Source organism: Paenibacillus sp. JZ16, assembly GCF_015326965.1.
Classification (GTDB): Bacteria; Bacillota; Bacilli; order Paenibacillales; family Paenibacillaceae; genus Paenibacillus_AQ.
Genome location: NZ_CP017659.1, coordinates 6,834,832 through 6,847,865, shown reverse-complemented (window position 1 = coordinate 6,847,865; position 13,034 = coordinate 6,834,832). Strand labels below are relative to the sequence as shown.

Below are 13,034 nucleotides of genomic sequence, written 5' to 3'. Positions count from 1 at the left end.
GAAACTCTCCAAATATTAGTGCAACGCTTTCATGCGGACCATTTCCAAGAACTCACACCCCTGTCAGATCCGTCAGAAGCTGGTTTGCATGTCGTTCATAACCAGTGTACAAGAATATGAACCGGGCTGCCAGTTCGCTATTCCGACATGTTTGCCTGCTGCGGCGCCGGAAGTTTGCCGTAGCGGTATGTGCTTTGCAGAACGATATGTCGGCCCTCCAGCGAAGACTGCTGGAACGACTGCATAATCTCCAGCACGTGGTATGCCAGACGGGCGCTCACGCGATGGTCCTTCTGCTCATGAATTGATTGGATCATATCATTGATACCCAGCCCCCGCTCGTTCTTCCCGCATTCAAATGCGGGGTCAAGCAGCTCCCATTCCTCGGAGCCGTGCTTCCGGAGCTTCACTTCGCCGTTAAAGTAGTTCGGATCCCCGAGGCTTAGGCTTCCCTGCGTGCCATAGATTTCGATCCAGGGCAGGTTCGATCCGCCAAAGATATCGAAACTTGTAATCATGGTTGCAATGGCACCGTTCTCAAAATCCAGCGTCCCTGCTAAATGCGTTGGGGTCTGAACCGTAATCGGTTTTCCTTGGAGCGGGCCGGAGCCGATGGCGCGGTCTGGAATCTGGATGCCGGTGGATGCGCTGATCCGGCTTGCAGGACCAAGCAGCTCTACGAGGGCCGATACATAGTAAGGACCCATATCCATCATTGGACCTCCGCCCGACGCGTAAAAAAATTCAGGATTAGGATGCCAAGCTTCCGGTCCTGAACCCATCATAAACGCCGTAGCGGCAACAGGTCTGCCAATAAGCCCGGATTCAATAGCGGCTTTGGCCGTCTGTACGCCGGAGCCCAGAAACGTATCGGGCGCGCAGCCGACGCGAAGTCCTTTTTGATCTGCCATATTTAGCACCCGGCGGGCTTCATCAAGGGTAATCGCCAGCGGCTTTTCACTGTAAACATGCTTCCCTGCTTCCAGCGAAGCAATGTCCACATTGGCGTGGCTGGCCGGAATGGTCAGATTAATAATAAACTCAATGTCAGTCTGTGCAAGCATCTCCTCAACTGTATACACGTTCGGGATGTTGAACTCTTCGGCCTTCTTCTTCGCGTTGTCCGGAATAAGGTCAGCACATGCCACGACTTCAACCCAAGGGCTGTTCTTTAAGTTCGTGAAGTATACGCCGCTGATGGTTCCGCAGCCAATTATACCTGCTTTCATTTTTTTCATCGCTGTCACTCCTTGAGTGTTTTAGATGTGCTCGGACTAGTACCATGGTATTCTTTTATGCTTTCGTTTAAAATGAAGAATATGATTAAAACATGAACAATCTGGTCATTATTTTCTTATTCTTCAAAGGGGACTTTAGCAATGGATTCAAATCTTTCCAACCAAGTCGTAGCAGCGGATTTCTCATTTCATCGTAAACCTTTCAAGATGTCCCTGGCTGACGGTTTCGACACCTACCTGATGCGATGGCAGACCGACGGCAAATGCCGTGCCAAAATCGATGACGAGCTGTCACTCGTTGAAGCAGGGGATCTGTTAATCTTCACGCCAGGACAACCCTATGAACTCCGAATAGATGACGAATATAACGCTTTGGGTGAGTTAACCATCGAAAGCGGAGATTACCATATTTTTTTCAAGGGTCCCTGGGCTGACGCGTGGTGGAATTCCAAGAAACGCCCAACCAAAATTCGGGTTCCACTGGAAGAGCGTTACCTGAGTCTGTTTCGGCAAATTCTGCTGGAGCAGCGCCGTGTATCGGATCCTTATCCGGAGATTTCGGATTACACGGTGCGGATTTTGTGCCTCGAAGTGGACCGCCTGTTATCGGAGCAGCCATCGACCACACCCAAGACGTATCTAGCCTACCGCATGAAAAATTACATTGAAGAGAATGCCTCCTCGATGTTCAAGCTGGAGGACGTCGCGGCCCATGTCGGCATTAGTGTCTCTCGGGCAGTCCATCTGTTCAAAGAAGCGTTTGGCACCACCATCATGCAATACACCATGGACGTTCGCCTGAGCATGGCCAAGGAACGGATTGTGTTTAGTCCTCTCTCGCTGGAGGATGTTGCCGAAACGTCCGGCTTTGCCAACTATACTTATTTTCACCGCGTTTTCCGCTCCCGATTCGGCGTTTCGCCCAAACAATTCCGCATGGCCAGCCGAACGTCAAACTGATCGTGCCAGCAGTGCAGTAAAAAAGCGGGTCGACCAAGGTTTTTCCTTGATCGGCCCGCTTCTTTCTTGAATCAAATGTAAGATATTCCATGATCCAAAATTACTTCTTATCACGGTTGGCCGCCGCCTCGGATACAACGATAGCCAAGTCTTCATTTCCGAATAATGACAGGACGCCAAGCAGGGTCTGATCCGGTATTTCACCAGCTTCTTCCTTGGGCACCGTTAATTCCAGCACCCGTGCCAGCCGCTCATTGTCCGGCTGATTCGGATATGCTTTACGGTACAGTTCCGCTGGGTCAAGTCCGTGATTCACACACCACTGGGCAAACACGAGGATCATCATATCCTCGTCCTGGCGGTACGACTCCGCAATCCGTTCTTCTACGGATTTTTCCGTAAATTCCATGCGTTACCCCTCCTCATGCGAAAAGGGCTTCGGAGCTCTCTTCGTTCATGAAGACATTATACCGTTTACTTGCGCTCAGACAAAGTCTAAACTAGTCAACCATCTTGACCTGCACCGGATGGCTCTTCGCTTTTTGGTCATTTTTCTTCTTCATCCAAGTTCCAAGACTGATGATAATGGCAATAACAAGAATTTCAAAACCATACTTCAGAACGCCATTGGCGAACCAGCTGTGAATCATCGGCTCTTCCACAATCATCTTCGATGCGGTCCAGGCTAACACGGCAGCACCGATCGTGATGATAATAGGAAAGCGATCCGTCAACTTCAGGATAATGGTACTGCCCCACACCATAATTGGAACCGAAATCGCAAGCCCGATAATAACCAGCATGAAGCTTTCGCCAGCAGCGCCAGCTACAGCAAGCACGTTATCCAGTCCCATCATCGCGTCCGCGATAATAATCGTACGGATTGCCGCCCACATTTGGTTGCCAGCGGAAATTTCATGCTGCTTCTCATCCACCATCAGCTTGTAGGCAATCCACAACAGGGCAAAGCCACCGATCAATCGCAAGCCGGGGATCATTAAGAGCTGTACAACGAGGAGTGTGGCCACGATACGAATCACGATCGCACCGACGGTACCCCACAGGATGACCTTCTTCTGGTCCTCCTTCTGGACATTACGAGCGGCAAGCCCGATAACAATCGCGTTGTCGCCTGCCAACACAAGGTCAATGAGGACAATCGATAGCAGTGCCATCCAAAAATCCATCGACATGATATCCATGCTTCTCCCATCCTTTCTGCATTTTCTTTAGATTTACACCTACCGATGTCCTCCACCAAAAAAAAAACGCTGTTCCCTTAGATTACAAGGTCTACAGCGTTTTTTGGGCGCAAAAATAGACCTCCACCTCATTCATAAATAAATCAGGCAAAGGTCTCGCTAAACAACATAATCGTTGCCAATAAAGCCGGGGATGATTGATCCCGTAATGACGACTTTACTTACGATATAGAATTTATAAGTTATCAGCGGAACCCATGAAATTCTATATCGCAAGAAAACCAACCTTTGAATCGCGGTTGCTTCCTTGAAAGGCCACGATAGAAGGTTTTCTTATGAAGCTACTCCCCTTTGGGAACTATTCGGTTGGACATATTATAACATATGAAAAATCGCTTGTATATTCAATTTTCCCCACCGAAATCGAATGCTTAGCTGTCCGAAATATGGGCAGCAGTCCTGTTTTTTTGCTATCATGGTGCTATTCTGGTTGACTTTGACTTTCGCAAAGTGAGGATTGAACATGAAGAGATGGATCATACCCGCAATTTATTCAACAGCCCTGATACTGGCATTTGCATACAGACATGAAATCATAGACTGGCTGAGAGGAAATCCCCCGCTCTACCTGATGATCCTGCTGGCAGCCCTGCTTGCCTTATTTCCTATTGCGCCCTATAAAGTCATTATCGCTATTCTCGGTTATGCATATGGGACACTCTGGGCTGCAGCCATTTCGTGGTTCGGAACAACGATAGCGGCCGTCATCCTGTATGCGGCAGTTCGGTCCCTGTACCAGGAGCCCGGCAGGCGACTGCTTGGCAAATACGAGGCTATCCATAGGTTTACAGCCCTGGTAGAAAGGCGCCCCTTTCAGTCGATCCTGCTCGCGCGCTTACTGCCCATTATTCCGCAAATGGCCGTCAATATTTATGCCGGCGTCGCATCCATTCCATTCTGGACGTACACAACCGCTTCAGCCATCGGTAAAATCCCCGCGATTCTCCTGTATGCCTGGCTGGGCAGCGGGTTTTCCGATCATCCGCTCCTCTTCGCGGGTATCGCGGGCGGACTTATGCTGGTTACCGCTCTGTGCCTGGCCGCTGTCCGGTGGTATAAAGGGAGACCGGCTTAACGGAGCATCATTTTGGTTTCCCTGACCAAAATGATTATAATATAGAGTAAGACTTACATTTATATGTTATAACGATGGAGGGATAATAGATGAATAATCGTTCAACCCCAAGTGAATTGGCTACCTTTGCGGGAGGCTGCTTCTGGTGTATGGTCTCTCCTTTTGATGAGCTGCCGGGCATCCTGAAGGTCGTTTCCGGCTATACGGGCGGCCATAAGGAAAATCCGACCTATGAAGAGGTATGCTCTGATACAACAGGTCATTACGAGGCTGTTCAAATCACGTATAACCCGGAAGTGTTCCCTTACGAAAAGCTGCTCGAGCTCTTCTGGCAGCAAATCGATCCTACGGATGAGGGCGGACAATTCCATGACCGGGGCACATCTTACCGGACTGCTATTTTTTACCACACGGAGGAGCAGCGTGAACTTGCGGAGCAATCCAAGCAAGCCGTAGCTGCCAGCGGACGATTCGATGGACCGATCGTAACGCCCATCCTCCCCGCCAGCACTTTCTATGAAGCTGAAGAATATCATCAGGATTATCACAAGAAAAACCCGAGCCATTACAAACGCTATCGCAAAGGTTCAGGACGCGAGGATTTCATTGAGCAGCACTGGTCGGATCCGGTAGATCCAGCCGAGCTTAAACAGCGCCTGACACCGATCCAATATGAAGTGACCCAGAATAACGCAACCGAGCCTCCGTTCCACAATGAGTTCTGGGACCATCACGGGGAAGGCATTTACGTGGATATCGTATCCGGCGAGCCGCTCTTCAGCTCAACGGACAAATATGATGCCGGCTGCGGATGGCCGAGCTTCACCCGTCCGATTCGCGAATACAACATTAAGGAAAAAATGGATCTTACCCATATGATGGTCCGCACCGAGGTAAGAAGCAAAAAAGGCGACTCGCACCTCGGCCATGTATTTGACGACGGACCTGGGCCGAACGGGCTTCGCTACTGCATCAATTCTGCGGCACTCCGATTTGTACCGAAGGAAGAGATGCAAAAGGAAGGCTACGGCGAGTATTTGCAGCTGTTTGAATAAATCCAAGTTTCCTAGTGCATTGCCCTTCAGGGCAATGCACTTTTTGGTACGATTGAACCCGCTTATTCAATTTGGCTGCACGGGGTAATATACATTACATACGAATTAGAGATGAACTGGAGGGATTGCACATGCCTTGGAGCAAACATGATTATCCGCCATCCATGAAAAACCTGGAGCCTCGGGTGAGGAATAAAGCCGTGGAAATTGCCAATGCCCTGCTGGAGGAAGATTACGATGAAGGTCGTGCCATCGCTATCGCCACCGCCAAGGCACAGGAGTGGGATGAGAATCATCCGAAGGACGAGAAGTGAAAATCCGGGCATAAGCATACGAAAGAAGCTCACCCTGCATGCGGGTGAGCTTCTCTTAGTTGGACCGTCTTATGAACGGCCGCTAACGGTATGCTGCGCTGTCTTCGGAGTAACCGGAGTGCTTGGGGCACGGACCGCCTTCCGAATCGGTTTCTTTTCCGTTTTCTCGGTACCGTACGTCACTGTGATGGTGATCACTTGTCCGGCAATCGATACGGCTAATATAGTATATAAGGTTTCAACCAATGGCATGTAGAATAGCGATAATAGCAGTACTACGGCATCCATCAGGAAAAACACCGTCCCTACCTTAAGCCCGCTCCACTCGCTGAACAGCACGGAGATCACGTCGTCACCGCCTGTCGCTCCGCCGAAACGGAGCACGATGCCTGCACCAAAGCCCGTCAATAAACCGGACAGCAGCGCGGCTGCCAGCAAGTTATGATTCAGATCGATCACAAGCGTGGAATACCGCTCGATCAATGCGTAGAACAAGGTGAACATGCTCGCCGCAACTACGGTATTGATAATGAACTTCCGACCTTTGATGAATAAGGCAACCAGCAGAACCGGTATGTCCATGAGGACCATACTTAATGCGGGCGGAATATCAAGCGCATATTTGCCAAGCAGTGCAAGGCCGACAAAGCCGCCTTCGGTTAAATGATTGTGAAAATTAATGTGATAATACGTAAAAGCCATTAAAAACGTTCCGAACAACATCGCCGACATGGTGATAATTGTGTTTTGTCTTTTCCTCATACAGGATCCCTCTTGTCGTAGTAGATTGGTCAGACATAGGCCAATCTCTACATAGAGGCAACCTGGAGGAGTTCATCCTTCGAACCATAGTTCCCATCCTTTCGTAAGAGACCGTCCTTGTCTTCTGACGTCCGACTTCGCTCTACGAAGGAAGCTATGTGTATGAGAGATCATAACGTTTCCAAATCGTCCTTTGGGGATTCGTCCTTCGGGGACACATGGTATCCTGATCCTTTCTCGTTTTAATTAGACTGCTTACATTATTATAACACAGTTGGCATACAAGCTAAACAGCTGGCTAGAATGAACTGGAATATATATATAAAATATGTAAAAAAACTCGCTTTCAGAACTCCCTCCATAAAATATCGCCGTTCTGTTCACATATTCGCTAAATCCGATGTGACTTAAATCACAAATACCCCTTCTTCCCTTGTCTATACTTAAATCGAATACGAATTCGAATTATGAATCAGGGGGAGTCTGCATGTTAAGCCAGCATACGATTGAGGTCGTTAAATCGACCGTTCCTGTTCTTGAAACACATGGAACGGCAATTACGACTGCATTTTACCAAAAATTGTTTCATCATCATCCGGAGCTTCTTAACATATTCAACCATGCGAATCAACGAGAAGGAAAACAGCCCTTTGCCCTTGCCAATGCCGTATACGCCGCCGCAGCCCATATCGACCGTCTTGAAGCGATCGTCCCGGTTGTTAAGCAGATCGGACACAAACACCGGGCATTAAACATTTTGCCCGAGCACTATCCAATCGTTGGCGAAACGCTGCTCGCCGCAATGAAGGAAGTGCTGGGAGACGCTGCAACGCCCGAAATTATCGAGGCCTGGGCCGAAGCTTACGGGGCTATTGCCGATGTCTTCATTGGCATTGAAGCGGATATGTACCAACAAGCCGCGAACGAGGCCGGCGGCTGGAGCGGATACCGCAATTTCGTCATTGACCGGAAGGTGGAAGAAAGCTCCGTTATCACTTCCTTTTATCTGGTCCCGCAAGACGGCGGCGAGATTTCCGCTTATCAACCCGGTCAATATATCACGCTCCGGGTGAAACCCGAAGGTGAAGCCTATTATCATAATCGTCATTACAGTCTCTCATCCGCACCGGGTCAGCCTTACTACAGAATTACGGTCAAGCGTGAGGATGAACTGGAAGGAAAGCCCGCAGGCGTCGTCTCCACTTGGCTGCACCGTCATGCCGAGGTTGGGACCGTTCTTGAGGTCACGGCTCCGGCCGGTACCTTTACGCTGGATACGGACAGCGATCTTCCGCTTGTCTTGATCAGCGGCGGCGTCGGTTTAACCCCGATGGTGGCCATGCTCGAAACCGTGCTGCTGGAACAGCCTGACCGGAACGTAACCTTTATTCATGCGGCCAAGTGCGGCAGCCAGCATGCGATGAAAGCTCACATCGATGCGCTTGCCTCCAAATATCCGCAGCTAACCTCTTATGTCATTTATGAACAACCGGAATCGGAGGATCAGTGTCACCAAGCAGGCTATATTGATCTTGATTTCCTGCGCAAAACCGTTGATGACAAGGCCGACTTCTACTTCTGCGGCCCCGTTCCGTTCATGCGAGCCGTGAACAATCATTTGAAATCGATGGAGGTACCTTCGGACCGAATTCATTATGAATTTTTCGGCCCGGCTGGTACATTGGAAGATTAAAATAACCGTATTACACAATCAAAGGGTGCCTGTCTTGCATAAAGACAGGCACCCTTTTTAGATGGAACACGCTTGCTGTCGACTATTATCCAGCGAAGAAGATAACCATATGCCAGTTCTGGTCATGCGCAATTTATAAAACTATGTACCTTGGCGTTCATACCGTCCTCAATATTTCGGAACTAGATATGCTTGCCCTGTTCCCGCAGCAGCCGGTTTACCGTTTCTCTCCTCACGCCGATCAGCTGTCCGATCTCTTCCTGCGTCAGATACTCGGTCAAGTGTATTCCCTGTGAATACTCATCCAGCCACTGGATCAGCAGCTCAAGCCGCTCCGCAGGTCCTCCGACCGTCAAGTGATCCAGCCTCATCTGCATGAACCGCACCTTTTCCTGCAGCAATCTGGCAACCTCGAGCGGTTTCTGCGGATCCTCCGCAAGCTGGCGGTACCACGCTTCAGCCGATATGACCTCCACTTCGCTCTGGATCAGAGCGATCGCCGTTCCATGTGTCTCCTTCGGGCTGATCAGGGAATGGTGCGGCACCGTTTCACCGGGATATAAAATATTGAAAAGCACCATATTGCCATTCGGATGGAGACGGGTCACCTTGAACAATCCGCTCCGGATGTGATATAGATGATCGCCGCTATCTCCTTGCCTGAACAGTATTTCGCCTTTATGAAGAATCATTAATGAATCGCCTCCTGATGAATGCAGTTATCAGGAGTGTAAACGATATGCCGTCATGAATCCACTGGAGGCAAATAACAATTACCAGAAATTAATGGTTGCGCACCGTATATTGTTGGCATACCATGTGTATAATAGAACATATGTTCCTGTATTTATTCATGTTTGAGGATGTGTCTCTTATGATGAAACCTTCCACTCCTCCTCCGCCTTCACTAGAAGACGAAGCCCTGATCCGAGATTATCTGCTGCATCACTTCATTCAGTCTGTTCTCGAGCGGGATATTCAGATTCTCAAGACCCTTCAACTGAAAATGGGTGAGCTCTATATCTTAAATCTGCAGCTCATTAAAAAAGGATATTCGGATCATGCCTGGTTCCTACAACAACAAATGAGAAGGCGCGGCATCCGGATTCATAGTCAGAGCGGTACAGCCGAGGAAGGGCTGCGTGTCCAGTATTTATGCCGCGGATATGATGGCTCTCTGCTCTGCGAATGGCACTCCTTCAAGGAAGAGATAAAGGATCGGCTCGTTTCGTATCTTGGCACGGATTTGGCGGCATACTAGCACCAACTACGTACAAGACAGGAGCGCTCCATGAAGAATATCTTCCACATATATTCTGCCGATATCCATAGAATCATCCGTAATTGGGCTGCAGGCGTCATCATCGTAGGGCTCGCTATTCTTCCTTCTCTGTATGCCTGGTTTAACATTGAGGCCTCCTGGGATCCCTACGGCCAGACCTCCGGCGTCTCCATTGCCGTTGCCAACCTGGATAAAGGCACCACCCTCCGCGATCAGCCCATTAACCTGGGAAAAGAAATCGTGGAGTCCCTCCATCACAATGAGAAGCTGGGGTGGCGTTTTACGGAGGATAGCAAGAACGCCATTCAGGGTGTACGGCGCGGCGATGATTATGCCGCTATCATTATTCCGGAGAACTTCTCTGCCCGGATCGGCACCGTGCTGACCAATGAGCCTGTCAAAGCTCAGATCCTCTATTATACGAACGAAAAAATCAACGCCATTTCTCCCAAAGTGACGGCCCAGGGTGCATCCGGTGTTGTGGAGGAAATCAGCAAAAATTTCATCAAAACCGCCAACGGCACCATCTTCGAGATTTTCAACACGCTCGGGATTGAGATCGAGAACCAGCTCCCGGCCATCAATAAAGTCCGAAGCCTTCTGTTCCGGCTCGAAAAAAGCTTTCCGGAGCTCAATGAAGCGGTGGGCACAGCTGCACAAGATATTAAACTGGCCAACCGATTGGTTCAGCAAGCCGACGCCGCCCTGCCTCGCCTTGAAGGAATTGCCACGGACGGCAAGGCCATGGCCGGTGCGCTGGCGGAGTTCGCGAATCAGGCCGCCGGTGCCTCGAAATCGCTGGAGCCAACTCTGCGTCAGGACTTGGAGGTACTGGCTGCAACCACCGGAGCGCTCTCGCAAGTGCTGGACGCTCTAGGGCAAGCCGACATTGACCCGAAGGAGCTTGCCAGCCGCCTGAACGCTGCGCAGGAACGCGCAGAGACCGCAGCGAGAGCAGCCGCCCGGCTGGGTCAATTGTTCAAGCGGCTGGGCTCCATCTCCCCGGCAGCAGCTTCCGGGGCGGCCAAGCTCGAGGATATTGCCGCACGATGGACCTCAGCTCAATCCGTGCTGCAAACCATAGCCCAAGCCGTGGAACGGGGAGAAGAAGCGCCAGCAGATTCCATCGATAAGTTGAAAAAGCTGAACGATGATATTACGGGACTGACCAACACGCTGTTAAGCCGCTACGATACGGAGATCGGTCCAGCGATAAGCAAAGCCTTCACCTCGGGCGCAGACACGGCTAAGCGCGTGCAGCAGGAGCTGACCCAGGCACTTGCCAGCGTCCCCGACATTCAGCATTTGCTCAAAGACGCCCGGAAAGGCCTTAAAGTAGGCGGAGAAGAAGTACAGCTTGCTCAAAGCCGTCTGCCGGAGGCCGAGCTTCGGATTACGCAGCTGGCGAATCGGCTCCGTGAGATGGAAGCTGAGGGAGATATCCAAGAGGTTATTGATTTGCTTCAAAATAATTTCGAGCTCGAAAGCCAGTTTTTTGCCGAGCCTGTAACGCTGGAAGAGAATCGCCTGTATCCGATCCCGAACTACGGGTCCGCCATGTCTCCCTTCTTCACGACTTTATCCTTGTGGGTAGGTGCCCTGCTGCTCGTTTCCCTGCTCTCCGTTGAGGTTCATGATGAAGAGAGAAGCTTCCGCAGCATCGAGGTTTACTTCGGACGCTATTTAACCTTTCTCACCATTGCCCTGTTCCAAGCGCTATTCGTCACCCTGGGAGATATCTATTTGCTGCGGACCTATGTGGTGAATCCGGGCTGGTTCATCCTGTTTGCGCTGCTGATCAGCTCCATCTTCATGCTGATTGTGTATACGCTGGTGTCCGTATTCGGCAATGTCGGAAAAGCGATGGCCATCGTACTTCTCGTGCTGCAGCTCGCAGGCGCGGGCGGAACGTTCCCGATCCAGATGACGCCGCCCTTCTTCCAGGCATTGCATCCGTATCTGCCGTTCACCTACGCCATTAGCATGATGCGGGAAGCCGTTGGCGGCATTCTATGGGATATTGTCATCCGGGATGTCCTGTTCATGCTGATCTTTGCCGCAATTGCGCTGATGATCGGGATTGCGCTCAAGAAGCCGATCAACCGGGCCAGCGGCGGTCTTGTCCGTAAAGCGAGAGCCTCGAAACTCATCCATTAATCCTGCCCCCTTTCGGAGCGTATATCCGAACAGAAAGACTGCCTGATTACAACTTGAGTCAACCTTTATGCAAAAGGACACCCCAAGCGGCTTCCTAGAGCCATGGGATGTCCTTTTTTTCATATAAGATTCACTTATGTTGGGATTGCTGATGGTATTCCTTCAGCTGTTTCAACGTATCCTCTTCCATATCCCCAAGCCGCCAGATCGCAATCTTCGAAACACCCGTATCTGTCGCCGTATCCATCCAGCCGGCAATGGTCATACCATCTGCATACCATACCGTATGGCCGATGCCTTGCTCGTCCGTATATTCATAATACAGGGCACCGCTTGAAGAATCCCGCTTCGGCACTTCCGAGATGGAATGTGCCAGCTCCACCGCACGCTTTTCCGTTAAAGAGACAACCTTGCCGTTCTTCGCCCAATCAAACCCTCCAACCGACAGTGCGATGGCATGGTCTCCCGGAATCCTGCGCAGTTTGTCCGCCAGCTTTCTGATCAAGGCATGATCCGCCTTCGGCCCCGGTCCGCTATGCCCTCCGTACAAGTTATATGCCATCAGGACATAATCCGGGCCTGCCGGCAACAACTCCAAGGATGACTGGGAGATCCCCGGCTCCAGGACGATTCGAAGAGAGAAACCCTCCGCTTGTAAACGTTCATACAGCTCCTTGTACAGAGCGCATAAATTCGCCCAATCTTCCTTGCGTACCTTTTCGTAATCCAGCTCCACGCCACGAAAGCCATGCTGGGATACTACAGCCAGAATGTGCCCGATATGCTGGCTGCGGCTTTCCGGAGTAGCCACGATCCGGGAGATGAGCTCAGGATCCTTCTGATCCGCCGTCCCATCGGTATCGAAGCGATCGTTTACGATGGTCAGGACCCGGCGAAGCTGCTCCCCTTTCCGGGAAATCTCCTGAAATTCAGGCAGCCCCTCCCGAAAATCCGAAGTAAAATGGAGTTCGTCTTTATGATTGAAGTAGGCTGCAAAAAAATGGATCTCTTCAAGCTCGCTGCCGAGCTGCTCCATATCGGTTATACCCGTCCTCCACTGCCAATCCGTAATCCAGGCAGACAGCTTTACTCCCGTTTGCGGTATCTGAGCCTGCAGTGCTTTCTCCTGCTCTTCGGTGCGCAGCCACCAGAAGGAGACAGCAGCGCACAAAGCCATCAGCACCACTGCTCCTGCCCATTTCCTCCTGCGATTCTTCATTCTTGTTCACGTCCTAC

13 protein-coding genes are annotated in these 13,034 nt (G+C 50.7%); 7 read left to right on the top strand and 6 right to left on the bottom strand.

The features are described from left to right. Positions 1 to 137 precede the first annotated feature (137 nt). Positions 138 to 1,238 carry a Gfo/Idh/MocA family protein gene (locus BJP58_RS30590; RefSeq protein WP_194541839.1) on the bottom strand — a complete coding sequence of 367 codons (1,101 nt, stop codon included), beginning with the start codon at positions 1,236 to 1,238 and terminating at the stop codon, positions 138 to 140. Between the two features lie 141 nt (positions 1,239 to 1,379). Between BJP58_RS30590 and BJP58_RS30585 the strand changes: the two genes are divergently transcribed. After that, the gene (locus BJP58_RS30585; protein ID WP_100536197.1) at positions 1,380 to 2,198 is read left to right on the top strand and encodes an AraC family transcriptional regulator; all 819 of its coding nucleotides are present in this window, start codon (positions 1,380 to 1,382) and stop codon (positions 2,196 to 2,198) included. A gap of 100 nt (positions 2,199 to 2,298) precedes the next feature. Here the strand turns inward: BJP58_RS30585 and BJP58_RS30580 are convergent, their stop codons facing one another. Together BJP58_RS30580 and BJP58_RS30575 are read right to left on the bottom strand one after the other, a co-directional pair. Continuing rightward, positions 2,299 to 2,607: a hypothetical protein gene (locus BJP58_RS30580; RefSeq protein ID WP_194541838.1), complete on the bottom strand. Its 309-nt coding sequence runs from the start codon at positions 2,605 to 2,607 to the stop codon at positions 2,299 to 2,301. A gap of 91 nt (positions 2,608 to 2,698) precedes the next feature. Continuing rightward, a complete protein-coding gene (locus BJP58_RS30575; RefSeq protein WP_194541837.1) occupies positions 2,699 to 3,400 on the bottom strand; it encodes a TerC family protein in 702 nt (233 codons plus the stop codon). A 523-nt stretch (positions 3,401 to 3,923) separates the two neighbouring features. Between BJP58_RS30575 and BJP58_RS30570 the strand changes: the two genes are divergently transcribed. From BJP58_RS30570 to BJP58_RS30560, 3 genes are all read left to right on the top strand, one after another. Then, positions 3,924 to 4,535: a TVP38/TMEM64 family protein gene (locus BJP58_RS30570; RefSeq protein WP_194541836.1), complete on the top strand. Its 612-nt coding sequence runs from the start codon at positions 3,924 to 3,926 to the stop codon at positions 4,533 to 4,535. A gap of 89 nt (positions 4,536 to 4,624) precedes the next feature. Beyond that, positions 4,625 to 5,590, top strand: coding sequence for a peptide-methionine (S)-S-oxide reductase MsrA (gene msrA, locus BJP58_RS30565; protein ID WP_194541835.1), 966 nt, complete (start codon positions 4,625 to 4,627; stop codon positions 5,588 to 5,590). A gap of 131 nt (positions 5,591 to 5,721) precedes the next feature. Then, the gene (locus BJP58_RS30560; RefSeq protein ID WP_071223800.1) at positions 5,722 to 5,904 is read left to right on the top strand and encodes a DUF2188 domain-containing protein; all 183 of its coding nucleotides are present in this window, start codon (positions 5,722 to 5,724) and stop codon (positions 5,902 to 5,904) included. 69 nt (positions 5,905 to 5,973) lie between these two features. On the opposite strand, the gene BJP58_RS30555 is transcribed toward BJP58_RS30560, so the two are convergent. Next, a complete protein-coding gene (locus tag BJP58_RS30555; RefSeq protein ID WP_194541834.1) occupies positions 5,974 to 6,666 on the bottom strand; it encodes a YitT family protein in 693 nt (230 codons plus the stop codon). Positions 6,667 to 7,153: 487 nt separating this feature from the next. Between BJP58_RS30555 and hmpA the strand changes: the two genes are divergently transcribed. Further along, complete coding sequence (hmpA, locus tag BJP58_RS30550; protein ID WP_194541833.1) at positions 7,154 to 8,359, top strand: NO-inducible flavohemoprotein; 1,206 nt, start codon at positions 7,154 to 7,156, stop codon at positions 8,357 to 8,359. 182 nt (positions 8,360 to 8,541) lie between these two features. Here the strand turns inward: hmpA and BJP58_RS30545 are convergent, their stop codons facing one another. Further along, a complete protein-coding gene (locus BJP58_RS30545; RefSeq protein ID WP_194541832.1) occupies positions 8,542 to 9,051 on the bottom strand; it encodes a Crp/Fnr family transcriptional regulator in 510 nt (169 codons plus the stop codon). Positions 9,052 to 9,233: 182 nt separating this feature from the next. Between BJP58_RS30545 and BJP58_RS30540 the strand changes: the two genes are divergently transcribed. After that, positions 9,234 to 9,620, top strand: a complete 387-nt coding sequence (locus BJP58_RS30540) for a YhjD family protein (RefSeq protein ID WP_194541831.1) — start codon at positions 9,234 to 9,236, stop codon at positions 9,618 to 9,620. A gap of 30 nt (positions 9,621 to 9,650) precedes the next feature. Further along, positions 9,651 to 11,798, top strand: a complete 2,148-nt coding sequence (locus tag BJP58_RS30535) for a YhgE/Pip domain-containing protein (protein ID WP_194541830.1) — start codon at positions 9,651 to 9,653, stop codon at positions 11,796 to 11,798. Positions 11,799 to 11,928: 130 nt separating this feature from the next. Here the strand turns inward: BJP58_RS30535 and BJP58_RS30530 are convergent, their stop codons facing one another. Continuing rightward, a complete protein-coding gene (locus BJP58_RS30530; protein WP_194541829.1) occupies positions 11,929 to 13,017 on the bottom strand; it encodes a glycosyl hydrolase family 18 protein in 1,089 nt (362 codons plus the stop codon). Positions 13,018 to 13,034: the final 17 nt, after the last annotated feature.

Coding starts and splice junctions, on each gene's coding strand:
- BJP58_RS30545 (WP_194541832.1), bottom strand. CDS start 9,051: ATGATTCTTCATAAAGGCGAAATACTGTTCAGGCAAGGAGATAGCGGC.
- BJP58_RS30580 (WP_194541838.1), bottom strand. CDS start 2,607: ATGGAATTTACGGAAAAATCCGTAGAAGAACGGATTGCGGAGTCGTAC.
- BJP58_RS30590 (WP_194541839.1), bottom strand. CDS start 1,238: ATGAAAAAAATGAAAGCAGGTATAATTGGCTGCGGAACCATCAGCGGC.
- BJP58_RS30585 (WP_100536197.1), top strand. CDS start 1,380: ATGGATTCAAATCTTTCCAACCAAGTCGTAGCAGCGGATTTCTCATTT.
- msrA (WP_194541835.1), top strand. CDS start 4,625: ATGAATAATCGTTCAACCCCAAGTGAATTGGCTACCTTTGCGGGAGGC.
- BJP58_RS30575 (WP_194541837.1), bottom strand. CDS start 3,400: ATGGATATCATGTCGATGGATTTTTGGATGGCACTGCTATCGATTGTC.
- BJP58_RS30540 (WP_194541831.1), top strand. CDS start 9,234: ATGATGAAACCTTCCACTCCTCCTCCGCCTTCACTAGAAGACGAAGCC.
- BJP58_RS30560 (WP_071223800.1), top strand. CDS start 5,722: ATGCCTTGGAGCAAACATGATTATCCGCCATCCATGAAAAACCTGGAG.
- BJP58_RS30570 (WP_194541836.1), top strand. CDS start 3,924: ATGAAGAGATGGATCATACCCGCAATTTATTCAACAGCCCTGATACTG.
- BJP58_RS30555 (WP_194541834.1), bottom strand. CDS start 6,666: ATGAGGAAAAGACAAAACACAATTATCACCATGTCGGCGATGTTGTTC.
- hmpA (WP_194541833.1), top strand. CDS start 7,154: ATGTTAAGCCAGCATACGATTGAGGTCGTTAAATCGACCGTTCCTGTT.
- BJP58_RS30530 (WP_194541829.1), bottom strand. CDS start 13,017: ATGAAGAATCGCAGGAGGAAATGGGCAGGAGCAGTGGTGCTGATGGCT.
- BJP58_RS30535 (WP_194541830.1), top strand. CDS start 9,651: ATGAAGAATATCTTCCACATATATTCTGCCGATATCCATAGAATCATC.